The 15,487-nt window shown below is 60.1% G+C and carries 13 protein-coding genes and 1 riboswitch; of the genes, 4 read left to right on the top strand and 9 right to left on the bottom strand.

Annotated features, from left to right (window positions below; translation table 11 throughout):
• Positions 1-164 precede the first annotated feature (164 nt).
• The 3 genes from ACI5GA_RS14610 to ACI5GA_RS14600 all read left to right on the top strand — a co-directional run bounded on the left by ACI5GA_RS14610 (position 165) and on the right by ACI5GA_RS14600 (position 3,481).
• On the top strand, positions 165-1,943 hold the full coding sequence (locus ACI5GA_RS14610) for a flavin monoamine oxidase family protein (RefSeq protein WP_421423086.1): 1,779 nt from the start codon (positions 165-167) through the stop codon (positions 1,941-1,943).
• A 364-nt stretch (positions 1,944-2,307) separates the two neighbouring features.
• Positions 2,308-2,859, top strand: coding sequence for a cytochrome b (locus tag ACI5GA_RS14605; RefSeq protein ID WP_404636680.1), 552 nt, complete (start codon positions 2,308-2,310; stop codon positions 2,857-2,859).
• A 25-nt stretch (positions 2,860-2,884) separates the two neighbouring features.
• Entirely contained in the window at positions 2,885-3,481 is a 597-nt protein-coding gene (locus tag ACI5GA_RS14600) for a YceI family protein (protein WP_404636679.1), read from the top strand.
• A gap of 250 nt (positions 3,482-3,731) precedes the next feature.
• Here ACI5GA_RS14600 and ACI5GA_RS14595 read toward each other — a convergent pair whose 3' ends face one another.
• From ACI5GA_RS14595 to ahcY, 5 genes are all read right to left on the bottom strand, one after another.
• Positions 3,732-5,642, bottom strand: a complete 1,911-nt coding sequence (locus ACI5GA_RS14595; RefSeq protein ID WP_404636678.1) for a DEAD/DEAH box helicase — start codon at positions 5,640-5,642, stop codon at positions 3,732-3,734.
• 209 nt (positions 5,643-5,851) lie between these two features.
• Complete coding sequence (locus ACI5GA_RS14590; protein WP_404636677.1) at positions 5,852-6,676, bottom strand: substrate-binding periplasmic protein; 825 nt, start codon at positions 6,674-6,676, stop codon at positions 5,852-5,854.
• Between the two features lie 82 nt (positions 6,677-6,758).
• Positions 6,759-7,847, bottom strand: coding sequence for a hypothetical protein (locus ACI5GA_RS14585; protein ID WP_404636676.1), 1,089 nt, complete (start codon positions 7,845-7,847; stop codon positions 6,759-6,761).
• Between the two features lie 107 nt (positions 7,848-7,954).
• Positions 7,955-8,800 carry a methylenetetrahydrofolate reductase [NAD(P)H] gene (gene metF / locus ACI5GA_RS14580; RefSeq protein ID WP_404636675.1) on the bottom strand — a complete coding sequence of 282 codons (846 nt, stop codon included), beginning with the start codon at positions 8,798-8,800 and terminating at the stop codon, positions 7,955-7,957.
• A 133-nt stretch (positions 8,801-8,933) separates the two neighbouring features.
• Positions 8,934-10,343 (bottom strand): adenosylhomocysteinase, encoded by a 1,410-nt coding sequence (gene ahcY, locus ACI5GA_RS14575; RefSeq protein WP_404636674.1) that lies wholly within the window; start codon positions 10,341-10,343, stop codon positions 8,934-8,936.
• Positions 10,344-10,364: 21 nt separating this feature from the next.
• A riboswitch (S-adenosyl-L-homocysteine riboswitch) is annotated at positions 10,365-10,466 on the bottom strand.
• Between the two features lie 200 nt (positions 10,467-10,666).
• On the opposite strand from ahcY, the gene ACI5GA_RS14570 reads away from it, so the two are divergent.
• Positions 10,667-11,071 carry an acyl-CoA thioesterase gene (locus tag ACI5GA_RS14570; RefSeq protein WP_108237708.1) on the top strand — a complete coding sequence of 135 codons (405 nt, stop codon included), beginning with the start codon at positions 10,667-10,669 and terminating at the stop codon, positions 11,069-11,071.
• A gap of 126 nt (positions 11,072-11,197) precedes the next feature.
• On the opposite strand, the gene otnI is transcribed toward ACI5GA_RS14570, so the two are convergent.
• The 4 genes from otnI to otnK form a co-directional block, all read right to left on the bottom strand.
• Positions 11,198-11,989: a 2-oxo-tetronate isomerase gene (gene otnI, locus ACI5GA_RS14565; RefSeq protein ID WP_421423085.1), complete on the bottom strand. Its 792-nt coding sequence runs from the start codon at positions 11,987-11,989 to the stop codon at positions 11,198-11,200.
• An 18-nt stretch (positions 11,990-12,007) separates the two neighbouring features.
• Entirely contained in the window at positions 12,008-13,465 is a 1,458-nt protein-coding gene (locus ACI5GA_RS14560; RefSeq protein WP_421423084.1) for an SLC13 family permease, read from the bottom strand.
• Positions 13,466-13,556: 91 nt separating this feature from the next.
• Positions 13,557-14,195: an aldolase gene (locus tag ACI5GA_RS14555; protein ID WP_404636671.1), complete on the bottom strand. Its 639-nt coding sequence runs from the start codon at positions 14,193-14,195 to the stop codon at positions 13,557-13,559.
• Complete coding sequence (gene otnK / locus ACI5GA_RS14550; protein WP_421423083.1) at positions 14,192-15,484, bottom strand: 3-oxo-tetronate kinase; 1,293 nt, start codon at positions 15,482-15,484, stop codon at positions 14,192-14,194. The genes ACI5GA_RS14555 and otnK overlap by 4 nt, the downstream gene beginning before the upstream one ends.
• Between the last annotated feature and the right edge of the window lie 3 nt (positions 15,485-15,487).

Genomic DNA, 15,487 nt, shown 5'->3' with positions numbered 1-15,487 from the left:
CAAGCCTATGCAATGCATGGCGAGGGGACAACCTTTAACCGTCAGAAATCGGCTTGATGGACACCGCTAGCGGGGCTTTCGCGGCTGGCGTATCCTGCGCGCTCTTCGAAGAATCGGACGTCTGAATCCGATAATTCCCTCGTTTCACTCCGGAGTTTCCCCGAATGCTTTCTGGTTGGCTGCGCGCCTGTGCGCTGGTGATGGTTGGGCTGGTCAGCGCGTCGGCGCTGGCTGTGGAAAAACCGCATACGGCGATTGTCGTGGGCGGTGGTCTGGCGGGCCTGACGGCAGCCTATGAGTTGCAAAGCAAGGGCTGGCAAGTCACGTTGCTGGAAGCCAAGCCCACCGTCGGCGGCCGTTCAGGCCTGGCAGGCAGTGAATGGATCGGCAATGCCAAGGCGCAACCTGTTCTCAATCAATACCTGGACCGCTTCAACCTCAAACCGGTGCCTGCGCCTGAGTTTGTGCGGACACCGGGTTACCTGATCGAAGGCGAGTATTTCTCCGCCGCCGATCTGGCCACCAAGCAACCGGCGACGGCCGAAGCGATCAAACGTTACGAAACGACGCTGGACGATCTGGCCAAATCCATCACCGATCCGGAAAACCCTGCCGCCAACAGCACGTTGTTCGCGCTGGATCAGATCAACGTGTCCAACTGGCTGGACCGTCTAAACCTGCCACCGACCGCACGTCAGTTGATCAACCAGCAGATTCGTACCCGTTACGACGAGCCTTCGCGCCTGTCGCTGCTGTATTTCGCCCAGCAATCGCGGGTCAATCGCAACGTGGACGACCGTGATCGTCGTGCTGCACGTCTGCCCGGCGGCAGCGCGGTACTCGCCGAGGCATTCGTCAAACAGCTGAAAGTGATCAAGACCAACTCGCCGGTGTCGGCCATCAACCAGGACAAGGACGGCGTGACCGTCAAAGTGGGTTCGGTGGGTTACGAGGCCGAGTATGTGGTCCTCGCCGTACCCTTGCGCGCGTTGAGCAAGATTCAGCTGACCCCGGCGCTGGATGCACAGCATCAGGGCGCGATCAAGAGCACCAACTACGGCTGGCACGACCAGATCATGTTGAAGTTCAAAACCCCGGTCTGGGACAGCAAGGCGCGGATGTCCGGTGAGATTTACAGCAACACCGGTCTGGGCATGCTATGGATCGAGCCTGCGCTCAAAGGTGGTGCGAACGCTGTGATCAACCTGTCCGGCGACAATGCGCGGATCATGCAGGCGTTTGGCGACAAGCAGATGGTGGATCAGGTGCTGATTCGTCTGCATGCGTTCTATCCACAAGCGCGGGGTGCATTCACCGGTTACGAGATCCGCCGCTCCAGCGTCGATCCGTCCACCGGCGGCGCGTATCTGGCGTTCGGTCCAGGGCAGATCAGCAAATACTGGCGCCTGTGGGAAAAACCACTGCAACGCATTGCGTTTGCGGGTGAACACACCGACAGCCTGTACCCGGGCACGCTGGAAGGTGCGCTGCGTACCGGTCAGCGGGCGGCGGGTCAGGTTCAGGATCTGGCGGCAGGCAAGTCGTTCGAGCCTGTGAAGGTCGAGCCTGCAAAAGCAGCTGAGCCTGCAGCGAAGGAAAGCGGCGGTGGCATTGGTGGCTTCTTCTCGAACATGTTCGGTGGTTCCAAACCCGAGCCGAAACCGGTTGAGAAAGCGCCAGAACCTGCACCGGTTCCTGCTCCAGCCCCGGCACCTGCTCCGGTTGCGCCGCCTGCTCCAGTGGTTGAGCCAACCAAGCCTGCTGCCGAGCCTGCGAAGAAGGCGCCTGCCAAGAAAGAAGCGGCGCACAAGGAGCCTGCAAAAAAGGCCCCAGCCAAACCTGCCGCGACGCACAAGCCTGCGACCAAGGCTGATGCCACCAAGAAAGCGCCTGCCAAGACGACTGAGAAGGCAGCCACTCCGGCAGCGGACAGCAAGAACTGATCGCTGAGTTCGAGCTATGAAAAAGGCGCGGTTACATACCGCGCTTTTTTTTCGTCTCGCGAATAAGGCGAGCGTCTAGAGTGTTGTCAGGAGGTGCACATCCTGTGGGCATCGGCTTGCTGGCGAAAGCGGTGGTTCATCTACATTGATGTCGACTGTCACACCGCATTCGCCAGCAAGCCGACTCCCACGGTGAGCGAGGGAGAGCCATAACGTTGCGTTAATCCTCTTCGAAGAAAAATATGACGGGAAATTTCAATCGTATTTCCCGATATTTCGTAGCGAAATTTTGCGCTTTCTTTCGATAGGTAAACCGATAGTCTTGCTCACAGCTTTAACGGGCTGCTCTTACAGGAACGCTAGCATGCAGTTACGCAACTCTTCTTCACGCTATGGCTGGGTCAGCATTGTTTTGCACTGGGGTGTCGCGCTGACTGTTTTCGGATTGTTCGCGCTGGGGCTGTGGATGGTCGGTCTGGGCTACTACGATGCCTGGCGCAAGGCGGGTCCGGATCTGCACAAGAGCATCGGCATCACCCTGTTCTTGTTCATGCTGATTCGCGTGGTATGGCGCTTCGTCAGCCCACCGCCGCCTGCTCCGGCCAACCACAGTCGGTTCGTGCGGATCGCCGCCAAACTGGGGCATGCGTTCCTTTATCTGGACCTGTTCCTGGTGATGTTTGCCGGTTACCTGATTTCCACCGCCGAAGGTGTCGGGATTCCGGTGTTCGGATTGTTTGAAGTGCCTGCGCTGATCAGCGGACTGCCCGACCAGGCGGATGTTGCCGGTGAAGTGCACCTGTACCTGGCCTGGACGCTGGTGATCTTTGCGGTACTCCACGGGCTGGCCGCCTTGAAGCATCACTTCATCGACCGTGATGCCACACTCATTCGTATGCTTGGCCGCAAGGCCTGAATTCAACTCAGAAGGAAGAAGACGTATGTTGAAAAAGACACTTGCTGCACTGGCTCTGGGTTCCGCGCTGCTGACAGCGGGTCAGGCAATGGCCGCTGACTACACCATCGACAAGGAAGGCCAACACGCCTTCATCGATTTCAAGATCAGCCACCTGGGCTACAGCTTCATCACCGGTACATTCAAGGACTGGAGCGGTACGTTCAGCTTCGACGCTGCCAAACCTGAAGACAGCAAAATCAGCATCGACATCAAAACTGCCAGCGTCGACACCAACCACGCTGAGCGTAACAAACACATCAGCAGCAAGGACTTCCTGGACGTCGCGACCTACCCTGACGCCAAGTTCGTCTCCACCAGCGTCAAGTCGACCGGCAAAAACGCCGATGGCAAAGACACTGCTGACGTGACCGGCGATCTGACTCTGCATGGCGTCACCAAGCCAATCGTCATCAAGGCCGTCTTCAACGGCGAAGGCAAGGATCCATGGGGCGGCTACCGTGCTGGCTTCAACGGCACCACCACCATCAAACGTTCCGACTTCGGCAAGATGATGGACCTGGGTCCACAGTCTGACACTGTGACCTTCGACATCTCGTTCGAAGGTGTGAAAGCCAAGTAATACGGGCTTGCCAACAAAAACGCCGACCTCAGGGTCGGCGTTTTTGTTTCAGCTCACAGCGCGATTCCTACGAACTGGTCGGGGGAGGCGTGTCAGCCAATGGAGGTGTGTCCGATCTACCGCCTTCGCCACCAAGGCGGCTCCCACAGAACCGGCGTCGACCACAAATCTATGGCTCGACACGCCTTACTGTGGAAGCCGGCTTGCTGGTGAAGGCGCCCGGCCAGGCAACAAGATTCCCCCGCAGGCGTTAGCTGTCGCGGTTACGCGTCAGCAGCGCTGGCTTTTCACCCCGTGGGCGGCTTGGCAACTGATCAAGCATTTCAGCAGACGGGAACCGGTCGATCTTGGACTCTTTATGCATGATCTTCGGCCCAGGCTGGCCATCGCGAGGCCCACGGACAGCGGGCTCCTGGCGCGCTTGTTGGTCGTCGCGGGACGGGCGGCGGTTGCGTGGCTGGTCTTCGCGACGGCCAGAACCGTTACGAGGTTGGCCATTGCGCTTGCCTTGAGTACCCGCACCTGCTGCTGTGCCTTTGCTCGCGCCACCACCTGAACCATTGCGCGAACCGTTGCGACCTGCGGACTGACCGCGCGGTGCCTGCGTCGAACCTGCGGCAGCAGGAGCGCCCGGACGGCGGTTGCGGCCTTGCGAGTTCTTGTTCTGGTATGGGCTGACGTAATCGGCGCGGTTGCCGAAGTTATCAACATCATCATCCAGAAACTCTTCCGGATCGCGATCAGCGCGAGGCGCTGGCGGCTTGGAAGGGCGTGCTTCGGCGGATGGCGTACCCTGACGAGGCTTCTGCCGACGCTGCTGATTGCGGGCCGGGCGTTGTTCACCTTCGGCGGTCGCGGCAGCAGCCGGTTTTTCCTTGTCTTTCTCTTTGCCCTTGTCCTTGCCTTTGTCTTTGCGACCGCCGTTGGCGTTTTCGCCACGCTGGCCACGGCCGTTTCGCGGGTTGCGCACATCAGGGCGCTCGCGTACTTCAGGCTTTTCAGCTTCGACCGAGTTGATGTCGAAGCCCATCAGATCGCCATCCGGGATCTTCTGCTTGGTCATGCGCTCGATGCTTTTGAGCAGTTTCTCTTCGTCTGGCGCAACCAGGGAGATCGCCTCGCCAGTACGGCCCGCACGGCCGGTACGACCGATGCGGTGCACGTAGTCTTCGTCGACGTTAGGCAGCTCGAAGTTGACCACATGAGGCAGTTGGTCGATGTCCAGGCCGCGTGCCGCGATGTCGGTCGCGACCATGATGCGCACGCTGCCTGCCTTGAAGTCGGCCAGGGCTTTGGTGCGGGCGTTCTGGCTCTTGTTGCCGTGGATCGCCACAGCGCTCAGGCCGTGTTTGTCCAGGTACTCGGCCAGACGGTTGGCGCCGTGCTTGGTGCGGGTGAAGACCAGCACCTGTTCCCACGCGCCCTGAGTGATCAGGTGCGCCAGCAGCGAGCGCTTGTGGTTGGCAGGCAGGCGGAAAACTCGCTGCTCGATGCGCTCGACCGTGGTGTTCGGCGGCGTGACTTCGATGCGTTCAGGGTCGTGCAGCAGCTTGCTGGCCAGCGCGGTGATGTCCGCCGAGAAGGTGGCCGAGAACAGCAGGTTCTGGCGTTTGGCGGGCAGGCGCGCAAGGACTTTTTTCACGTCATGGACGAAGCCCATGTCGAGCATGCGGTCGGCTTCGTCGAGAACGAGGATTTCGACGTGGGACAGATCAACGCTGCCCTGACCGGCCAGGTCCAGCAAACGGCCCGGGCAGGCGACCAGCACGTCGACACCACGGGCCATGGCCTGAACCTGCGGGTTCATGCCAACGCCGCCGAAGATGCAGGCGCTGACGAACTTGAGGTTCTTGGCGTAGATCTTGAAGCTGTCGTGAACCTGCGCGGCCAGTTCACGCGTCGGGGTCAGGACCAGTACGCGCGGCTGACGCGGGCCGTGGCGTTGGGATTTGTCCGGGTGACCGGCGGGGAACAGGCGCTCCAGAATCGGGAGCGCGAAACCACCGGTTTTTCCCGTACCTGTCTGAGCAGCGACCATCAGATCGCGGCCTTGCAACACGGCGGGAATGGCCCGCTGTTGCACCGGAGTAGGCTGGGTATAGCCAGCAGCCTCGATGGCGCTGACTAAAGCCTCGGAGAGACCGAGGGAAGCAAAGGACATGAGTAATCCTGTCTTAAGTTGGGGCCAAGGGGCCCGAATAGGAATGATCTGCGCTGCACGAATCGGCGCGCGATCCCGGGGTCTGTAAGTTCAACTCGTGGCAGGGGCGCGTGAATGAAAAATGCGCTGCTGACGTGATCGAGAAGTCTTCTGGGAGACCGAGCATCCGGGCGTAAGCCTGGCGGGAACGCCGGAGTATAACAGAGCAATCACAATGCGCTGCGTTCGTGCTGCTCAACGGTTTTTTCAGCGCTGTGCGTCGCGGGTCCGGTCGGGGCATTTGCAGGTGCCACCAGCGTTTCCCCAGTGTAGCGCTCCACCAGTTGAGCGTAAGCGGGTTCGCGCTTGAAACGCTTCAGTTCTGCACCGAAGCGTTGTACCAGAAAATCCATGCCCGCGTTGCGTCGCAGCGCGAGAAATTGCTCGCGGGTGCTCAGGACTGTGGGCAATTGGCTTACCTGATCGCTCAACCCCAGTTGCGCCAGCATTTGCTGGCCTAGGCGGCGGTCTGTCACCAGCAAGTCGATGCGGCCCCGGATCAATTTGCCAAAGTTGGCTTCATGGCTGGGGGCGGGTTCGCGAATGAACGCGGTCGAACTGTCGAATTCCGGGGTGTACAGGTAGCCCGGAGAAATCCCCACGGTCAGGCCTTTGAGGTCGTCGAGGCGGTTGAAGGGATGAGGTCGTGCGTTGGCCTGAAACAGTACCCAGTTCACGTCGGACAAGGGTTCGTTTGGGTACAGCAGCAAATCGTCTCGCTCGTTGACCTTGAAGATATCCAGCGCGCCATCAGCTTCGCCTTGTTGCAACATCAGCAGGCAGCGTTTCCACGGCAGGAATTGCCACTGTACTTCGATGCCCAGCCGCTGAAAGACGATAGCCGTGGTTTCGTAGTCCAGCCCCGAGGCCTGGCCGTTTTCGACCATCGCATAAGGCGCCCAAGGTTCGGTCACGATGCGCAGCTTCTCGCCCAGAACGTTGAAGCTCAGGCAAATGAGAAGGAGGGTGAGCAGCAAGCGAGCGGTCGGAGACATGGCGCGAGAGTACGACGCGCGCCTCGGGATGAGAAGCGAAAATCCAGAGCAACGCATGAAAGCCGCCGCTCTGGAATGCAGGTCAGTGCTCGGTTTGTGTTTTGACCAGGTGCTGGAAGATCGCCTCGCGTTGACGTCCCAGCAGTCGTCGGACGGCCCAGTGGTCGAGCCACTGTTTGAGCTGTTCCTGCGGAATGCGGCGTTTCATTCGCTGTTCAGCGTTGCTGAATGCCTTTTCCCACCAGGCGTGGGAGCATGCCCGGTCGAACTCGTTCGGGTAATCGCAGCAGCCATAAAGCACTTCACGAACGAACTGCCGTTGCTGAGCAGGTACGGCAAGTGTCGCGCCTTTGTAGACCAGGCGTTGGAACGTCGACGGGCGAGGCAGTTTTTCGGAAACGTTGACGGTGTCCGCCAGCGCATGATCGCTCAACGGATCGCTCGCGTGCTTGTTCAGCCAGGCGCGCACCTTGGCCCGGAACAGCTGTTTGCGGCTCCAATAGTGATGAATCAGGTCGGGGCATTCGGCCACGCTCAGGGAGCGATAGGCGGCGATTCCCAGGCAGAACTCTTCCATGATCACGGCGCCCGGTACGCGGGGAAAATACTCGTCCATCAAGGCGATCGACTTATCCAGCACAGCAATGTCCTGACGCATCAGACCGATGACGCCGGAGTTGATGAGGACCATCTGGTCGTCGGCCAGGTTGCGCTGTGCGAGCTCCTTGGCCAGTACGGTGTACAGCGAGGACTCTTTGTAATCGACAAAGCGCAGGCGTAGCGCATTGCACAGCAAGGTGCCGGGCTGAATTCGCTCGAACAGTGCCATCGGGGAGTGGTGGAAGAATGTATCGGTGTCGATCAGGATCGCTTTGTCCGATTCTTCCAGTACCGTGCGCGCCACCATGTGCTTGCAACGGAAGTGGTACTGATGCGGCCCGCTCCAGGTGTGGCGTAGCTCGGTATCGAAAGGCCTTATCCGAACGGGCAGCTCTCGATAAGGTTCGGGGTTATCGGTGAATACCTGAATGTCAAAAGGGCGCTCGGCCAGGTCACGGGTTTTGGCCCATGCACTGGCAATACTGAACACCGCTTCTTGATGGTAGGTCTCGGCACCGAAGACCAGATAAACCAACTGCGGGCGAGAGGTACTGCTATTAGGTGAGGTCAACTGCTTGGAATCCGTCTCGGTAGGGCATTGGCAGGCCCTGTGCTATCAGCCTGCCGAACGAACATTACCCTATAGTGACCGGGGTGTTCGAGACAGATTTCCGCCGTTTAGCGGGGCAGCTTCAGATTGTTCCAGACAGACAGGCTAGGTTCAGCCTGGTTCATCGTGTAGAAGTGCAAACCCGGTGCGCCGCCTTGCAACAATCGCTCGCACATCTGTGTCACGACCTGCTCGCCAAACGCCAGGATGCTCGCTGAATCGTCGCCGTAAGCTTCCAGTTGTTTGCGAATCCAGCGTGGGATTTCTGCGCCGCAGGCATCAGAAAAGCGCGCCAGCTTGCTGTAGTTGGTGATGGGCATGATGCCCGGCACGATCGGGATGTTCACACCCAGCTTCTGTACGCGCTCGACGAAGTAGAAATAGCTGTCGGCGTTGAAGAAGTATTGGGTGATGGCGCTGTCGGCACCGGCATTGGCTTTGCGCACGAAGTTCTTGATGTCGTCTTCGAAATTGCGCGCCTGTGGATGCATTTCAGGATAAGCGGCGACTTCGATGTGGAAGTGGCTGCCAGTTTCTTCACGGATGAAGCTCACCAGATCGTTGGCGTGAAGCAATTCGCCGCCGGAGGTGCCCATCCCGGATGGCAAGTCACCGCGCAGCGCGACGATGCGGTTGATGCCGGCTTCCTGATATTGCTTGAGCAGACCGCGCAGATCGGCCTTGCTGTCACCCACGCACGACAGGTGCGGAGCGGACGGAATGTTCACTTCTTTTTCCAGTTGCATCACGGTACTGATTGTACGTTCGCGCGTGGACCCGCCCGCACCGTAGGTGCAGGAGAAGAAGTCAGGGTTGTAGCCTGCCAGCGTACGGGCAACGGCCATCAGTTTTTCATGACCAGCGTCGGTCTTCGTCGGGAAGAATTCGAAGCTGTAGCGACGGTCTTGGGACATGGTCGTATCCTGGGAAACTCTAAAACCTGACTCAAATCCTGTGGGAGCCAGCAAGCCGGCTCCCACAGAGTAGCGGTCGTTCGTGCGGGAGTGGCTTGCCCATGACGGTGGGCAAGCCACTCCCGCAGACGTATCAGTAGCGGTAAGCGTGCGGCTTGAACGGACCTTCGACGGTCACGCCGATGTAGTCGGCCTGGGTCTTGGTCAGTTTGGTCACGACGCCGCCGAAGCCACGTACCATTTCCAGTGCCACTTCTTCGTCCAGCTTCTTCGGCAGAACTTCGACGGTCAGGCGCTCGGCTTTCTGAGCCGGGCTCAGGTCAGCGTATTTCTGGCCGAACAGGAAGATCTGAGCCAGGACCTGGTTGGCGAACGAGCCGTCCATGATGCGGCTTGGGTGACCGGTGGCGTTGCCCAGGTTCACCAGACGGCCTTCGGCCAGCAGGATCAGGTAGTCGTCGTTCTGTGGGTCGAACTCGCCAGCGCCGGTACGATGGATCTTGTGCACCTGAGGCTTCACTTCTTCCCATGCCCAGTTCTTGCGCATGAAAGCGGTGTCGATTTCGTTGTCGAAGTGACCGATGTTGCAGACCACAGCGCGTTTTTTCAGCGCTTTGAGCATGTTCGCGTCGCAGACGTTGACGTTGCCGGTGGTGGTCACGATCAGGTCGATCTTGCCCAGCAGAGCCTTGTCGATGCTGGCTTCGGTGCCGTCGTTTTCGCCGTTGATGAACGGCGAAACCACTTCGAAACCGTCCATGCAGGCTTGCATGGCGCAGATCGGGTCAACTTCGGTGACTTTAACGATCATGCCTTCCTGACGCAGGGACTGAGCCGAGCCCTTGCCCACGTCGCCGTAGCCGACAACCAGCGCTTGCTTGCCCGACAGCAGGTGGTCGGTGCCCCGCTTGATGGCGTCGTTCAGGCTGTGACGGCAGCCGTATTTGTTGTCGTTCTTGCTCTTGGTGACCGAGTCGTTGACGTTGATCGCAGGGATCTTCAGTTCGCCCTTGGCCAGCATGTCCAGCAGGCGGTGAACGCCGGTGGTGGTTTCTTCGGTGACGCCGTGGATGCGCTCCAGCATCTGCGGGTATTTCTTGTGCAGGATCTCGGTCAGGTCACCGCCGTCGTCGAGGATCATGTTGGCGTCCCAAGGCTGACCGTCTTTCAGGATGGTCTGTTCGATGCACCACTCGTACTCTTGCTCGGTTTCACCTTTCCAGGCGAATACCGGGATACCGGCAGCGGCAATGGCAGCAGCGGCCTGGTCCTGAGTCGAGAAAATGTTGCAGGACGACCAGCGTACTTCGGCACCCAGGGCAACCAGGGTTTCGATCAGCACGGCAGTCTGAATGGTCATGTGGATGCAGCCGAGAATCTTCGCGCCCTTGAGCGGTTGCTCACCGGCATACTTGCGACGCAGGCCCATCAGGGCTGGCATTTCGGATTCAGCGATGATGGTTTCGCGACGGCCCCAGGCAGCCAGGGAAATGTCCGCGACCTTGTAGTCGTTGAAATCGTTGGGCGTCAGTACAGCGCTCATAAAGAGTCTCCATTCGTAGTGTGCGAATGGGCGCCGTTGTGCGTTTAAGGCCTGCCCGAAGCGAGCAGACAACGCCCCATCCGAGCCTGACAGGTCTGACCTGCTGCAGCGCCCCTCGGACAGGTGGCGGGAAAACGGTATCAAGCGGTGATGACCGTTTTTTGAAGCGGGGGAGAGTATAGCGGCGTCTCTGGTTCAGCCCAAGAGGCGCGTTCAGATAAATGACGAGCGACTAATCGAGACCATAGTCGATGCTCAATGGAGGTTAATGCCCAGGGCTGGCACTATGCTGGTCATCAACAGGCAGATGACAGGAGCGAATCATGAATTTCCACACTCGCAAGTGGGTAAAGCCCGAAGACCTCAACCCGAACGGCACGCTGTTCGGTGGCAGCCTGCTGCGCTGGATCGACGAAGAGGCGGCGATCTACGCCATCGTGCAACTGGGCAACCAGCGTGTGGTGACCAAGTACATCTCCGAGATCAACTTCGTCAGCGCCTCGCGCCAGGGTGACATTATTGAGTTGGGCATCACCGCTACGGAGTTTGGCCGTACGTCGATCACCCTGATGTGCGAAGTGCGCAACAAGATCACCCGCAAGAGCATTCTGACGGTCGACAAAATGGTGTTCGTGAATCTGGGAGAGGACGGTTTGCCCGCACCGCATGGCAAGACCGAGATTACGTACATCAAGGATCAGTTCAAGGAAGAAGTGATCGGCGAATGATTTGACGAAACGAACAAACCTTGTGGGAGCCGGCTTGCTGGCGAAGGCGGTGTGTCATTCAGCGTTGTGCTGTCTGACCTGACGCCTTCGCCAGCAAGCCGGCTCCCACGGGTTTAGCGGTGTATGTTACGCCGGGTTAGCAGCTTTCCAATCTCGCAACCACTGCAACCCTTCGCTGGTATCGCCCTTCGGACGGTACTCGCAGCCGATCCAGCCGGTGTAACCCAGGCGGTCGATTTCTTCGAAGATCCACGGGTAATTCACTTCGCCCAGATTCGGCTCGTGACGATCCGGCACGCCCGCGATCTGGATGTGGCCGACGCCTGCGAAGTCGCGACGCAGTTTGCTGATCACATCGCCTTCGACGATCTGGCAGTGGTAGAAGTCGAACTGCACTTTCAGGTTCGCCTCGCCCACTTCCTTGCACACCGCTTGGCCCTGATCTTGACGGTTCAGGAAGAAGCCCGGCATGTCGCGGGTGTTGATCGGCTCGATCAGCACCGTGACACCTACTTTGGCCGCTTCCTGCGCCGCGTAGCGCAGGTTTTCGATGTACACCGCGTGGTGCTTCTCGCGCAGGTCTTCGCTCGGCAGCAAGCCTGCCATCACGTGGATGCGATCGTTGCCCAGTACCGCTGCATACTCCAGCGCCTTCTGAATGCCAGCGCGGAATTCCTCTTCACGACCCGGCAGCGAAGCAATGCCGCGCTCACCTTTGGCCCAATCACCCGGAGGGGCGTTGAACAGCGCTTGAGTCAGCTTGTTGTCGACCAGACGCTGTTTGATTTCGGCCGCCGTGAAATCGTACGGGAACAGGTATTCCACCGCCTCGAAACCGTCTGCCGCCGCAGCAGCGAAGCGGTCGAGGAAGTCGTGTTGCGGATACAGCATGCTGAGGTTGGCAGCGAAACGAGGCATGTTTGTCTCCAGAAGGGCTTAAACGAAAGGCCAGAGCAGCAAAGTGAACAGGAAGCCCAGTGTACCCAGAACGGTCACCAGGAAGGTCCAGTTGCGCAGGCCGTCACCGACGTTCAGGCCCGCCAGTTTGGTGAACATCCAGTAACCGGCGTCGTTGATGTGGGACATCGCCAGGCCGCCACCGCCCATGGCCAGACACAGCAGGGCCATGTGGTTGGCGGAGAGGTTCAGGGTCGCGATCAGCGGGCTGAGGATACCGGCAGTGGTCACCAGCGCCACGGTGGTCGAGCCTTGAACAGCGCGCAACAGCAGGGTCAGGATGAAGCCCAGCGCCAGAACCGGCAGGCCAGTGCTGCGCAGTGCTTCAGACACTACGGCGCCGATACCGGTATCGACCAGCACTTTACCGAACACGCCGCCCGCACCGGCAATCAGGATCACCATCGCCACGCCCGGCAAGGCCGAACCGATCACGTCAGACACCTGGCTACGGCTCCAGCCGCGACGCGAACCCAAAATCCAGGCACACAGCAGGGTGTCGATCAGCAGCGCAACCAGTGGCGCGCCGAGAACGGTCAGCACACTGCGCAGGCCTGAGTCGGCAGGCAGCATGGTGGTCGCCAGGGTGCCCAGCAGGATCAGGATAATCGGCAGCAGAATCAGCGCCACGATGAGGCCCGCGCCCGGTGCTGGCGCCTTTGGCAAGCGAGCGGCCAGGCTGCTGGCGCTCTCTTCCAGACCCTGCTCTTTGGTGTGGGTGGCTTCTTTGGCGTTGGAGTAGTCGTTGTTCGCCCACGCCACCAAGTCTTCGTTGGTGATGTGCGGACCGTAGACTTCGCTGCGGATGTCGTCGGTCATCGGGACGGTCTTGCGGGTCATGCGACCGGCAATCACGTAGCCGATGAGGCACAGCACTGCGACCATCGGAATACCGAACATCAGCACGCGGCCCAGATCAGCACCCAGTTGACCGGCTGCCGCGACAGCGCCCGGATGCGGCGGCAGGAACGCGTGAACCGACAGCAGCGCCGCGCACATTGGCAGGGCGAAGATCAGGAGCGGCTTGCGAGCTGCGCGAGCAACGCCGTAGGCCAGTGGCATGAGGATGATCACGCCCACTTCGAAGAACACCGGAATACCGACCATGAAACCGGCCACGGTCAACGCCAGCGGCGTGCGCTTGTTGCCGAAGCGATTGATCAGCGTCTTGGCCAGCGCTTCCGCGCCGCCGGACAGTTCAATGATGCGACCGATCATGGCACCCAGCGCGATGATGATCGCGATGTGGCCGAGGGTCTTGCCCATGCCGCCTTCGATGGTCGCCACCAGATCGGCCGGTTTTACCCCGGCGACCAGCGCGACGATGATGCTGACCAGCATCAGGGCCACGAACGGCTGGAATTTGTATTTGAGTACGAGCAGGAGCAACAGCGCGATACCGGCTCCAGCGATGGTCATGAGAAGTAGTGGGGTCATGTCGTGTTGGGTGTCCTGTTGTTATTGTTTCCGGCGTGCCGGGTTGCCAAAGGCCGCCGAAACGGCCTTCAGTCAAACACTGTTTAAGGCGTTACCAGGTCACGCCGAAGGCCTGACGCAGATCGTCCAGTGCCGCTGCGTCCAGCGGCTCGGGTTTGGGATTGCTCATCAGCCACAGACGCGCAGTCTCTTCCAGCTCTTCCAGGGCGTAGGCCGCCTTGGCCACAGAGCTTTCCCAGACCACCGGCCCCAGCCGCTCAAGCATCACGCCACGCACGCTGTTCGCCAGTTTCGCCACCTGTTCGGCGACTTTCGGCGAGCCAGGGCGCTCGTACGAGATCAGCGGGATGTGACCGACTTTCATCACTTGATACGGGGTGATGGGCGGCAGAATGTCGTCCGGTCGCCAAACGCCTGCGAGGGTCAGCGCCACCAGATGCGTGGAGTGGGTGTGCACCACGCCGCCGACGCCCGGATTACGGTCGTAGACTTCGCGGTGCAGCATCAGGGTTTTGGACGGTTTGTCGCCGGAAACCCATTCGCCAGCCAGATTGACCTTGGCGATGGCCGCCGGATCGAGACGACCCAGGCACGCGTCGGTCGGGGTGATCAGCCAGCCATCATCAAGGCGCGCGCTGATGTTGCCAGCGCTGCCTACGGTGTAGCCGCGTCCGAACAGCAGGCGACCGATGTCGCAAATCTCTTCACGCAGTTTGTTTTCGGCGCTCATCTCGCACCGCCTGCAAGCTGCTTCAGGGCCTTGTCAAAGAAATCGCGGCCACCGAAGTTGCCGGATTTCAGCGCCAGTGCCAAAGGCTGCTCGCCGCTGCTGATGGTCGCCGGAACGCCAGGATCGATCTGTGCGCCGATTTTCAGCAGGCTCACGCCCAGCGCCTGAACGACGGCTCCTGAGGTTTCACCGCCTGCGACAACGAAGCGCTTCACGCCCGACTCCAGCAGACCTTTGGCGATCTTGCCCAAGGCTTCCTCGACCATCGCGCCTGCGCGCTCGACACCCAGCTTTTGCTGCACGGCTTTGACTTCATCCGGGCTGCTGGTGGCGTAGATCAGGACGGTCTGGCCGGCATCGCGAGCAAAGGCCAATGCGTCTTCAACCACTGGCTTACCGTCGGCCAATGCCAGCGGGTCAATGCGCAGGGCGGGGCGCTTGGCTTCCAGCCACGCTGCGACCTGACCGTTAGTGGCGACCGAAGCGCTACCGGCCAGGACCACTTCGCCGCCGTTGACCGGCTCAAGCTGCGCGGCGTCGATGTCGCGCAGTTTGCCCGCTTTGCGGAAGTTGCCCGGCAGGCCTAGTGCCAGACCCGAACCGCCGGTCAGCAGCGGCAGATCAGCGCAGGCTTCGCCCAGCACATACAGATCAGCGTCAGACAACGCGTCAGCAATGGCCATGGTCACGCCATCGGCACGCAGCTCGGCGATGCGCGCACGCACGCCTTCCGCGCCTTTGGCGATGCTGTCGTAACGCAGCAGGCCGACTTTCTTTTCGGTCTGCGATTGCAGCACGCGCACCAGGTTGGCGTCGGTCATCGGCGTCAGCGGGTGGTTTTGCATGCCGCATTCGTTGAGCAGTTGGTCCTGCACGAACAGGTGACCACGGAAAATGGTCCGGCCGTTTTCCGGGAACGCTGGGCAGGCGAGGGTGAAGTCGCTGCCCAGTGCTTCCAGCAGCGCTTCGCTGACCTGGCCGATGTTGCCTTTGGCGGTCGAATCGAAGGTGGAGCAATATTTGAAGAAGATCTGCTCGCAGCCACGATCACGCAGCCATTGCAGGGCTTGCAGCGATTCCTCGACCGCTTCGGCAGTCGGCGTGGTGCGGGATTTCAGGGCGATGACGATGGCGTCGGCGTCCAGCTCCGACAAGCTGTCAGCGCTCGGGATACCAATGCTTTGCACGGTGCGCATACCGCCGCGTACCAGCATGTTGGCCAGGTCAGTGGCGCCGGTGAAGTCGTCGGCAATGCAGCCCAGCAGAGGGCGCGGAGTCGTGGTGCTCATCTG

Source organism: Pseudomonas sp. Pseu.R1, assembly GCF_045764065.1.
Classification (GTDB): Bacteria; Pseudomonadota; Gammaproteobacteria; order Pseudomonadales; family Pseudomonadaceae; genus Aquipseudomonas.
This window is presented reverse-complemented; position numbering and strand designations above follow the sequence as displayed.

What these genes read in the sequence shown, in the direction of transcription:
- otnI (WP_421423085.1), bottom strand. Translation starts at nt 11,989, where the DNA reads ATGCCTCGTTTCGCTGCCAACCTCAGCATGCTGTATCCGCAACACGAC.
- ACI5GA_RS14605 (WP_404636680.1), top strand. Translation starts at nt 2,308, where the DNA reads ATGCAGTTACGCAACTCTTCTTCACGCTATGGCTGGGTCAGCATTGTT.
- ACI5GA_RS14555 (WP_404636671.1), bottom strand. Translation starts at nt 14,195, where the DNA reads ATGAGCGCCGAAAACAAACTGCGTGAAGAGATTTGCGACATCGGTCGC.
- ACI5GA_RS14560 (WP_421423084.1), bottom strand. Translation starts at nt 13,465, where the DNA reads ATGACCCCACTACTTCTCATGACCATCGCTGGAGCCGGTATCGCGCTG.
- otnK (WP_421423083.1), bottom strand. Translation starts at nt 15,484, where the DNA reads ATGAGCACCACGACTCCGCGCCCTCTGCTGGGCTGCATTGCCGACGAC.
- ACI5GA_RS14610 (WP_421423086.1), top strand. Translation starts at nt 165, where the DNA reads ATGCTTTCTGGTTGGCTGCGCGCCTGTGCGCTGGTGATGGTTGGGCTG.
- ahcY (WP_404636674.1), bottom strand. Translation starts at nt 10,343, where the DNA reads ATGAGCGCTGTACTGACGCCCAACGATTTCAACGACTACAAGGTCGCG.
- ACI5GA_RS14590 (WP_404636677.1), bottom strand. Translation starts at nt 6,676, where the DNA reads ATGTCTCCGACCGCTCGCTTGCTGCTCACCCTCCTTCTCATTTGCCTG.
- ACI5GA_RS14600 (WP_404636679.1), top strand. Translation starts at nt 2,885, where the DNA reads ATGTTGAAAAAGACACTTGCTGCACTGGCTCTGGGTTCCGCGCTGCTG.
- ACI5GA_RS14595 (WP_404636678.1), bottom strand. Translation starts at nt 5,642, where the DNA reads ATGTCCTTTGCTTCCCTCGGTCTCTCCGAGGCTTTAGTCAGCGCCATC.
- metF (WP_404636675.1), bottom strand. Translation starts at nt 8,800, where the DNA reads ATGTCCCAAGACCGTCGCTACAGCTTCGAATTCTTCCCGACGAAGACC.
- ACI5GA_RS14570 (WP_108237708.1), top strand. Translation starts at nt 10,667, where the DNA reads ATGAATTTCCACACTCGCAAGTGGGTAAAGCCCGAAGACCTCAACCCG.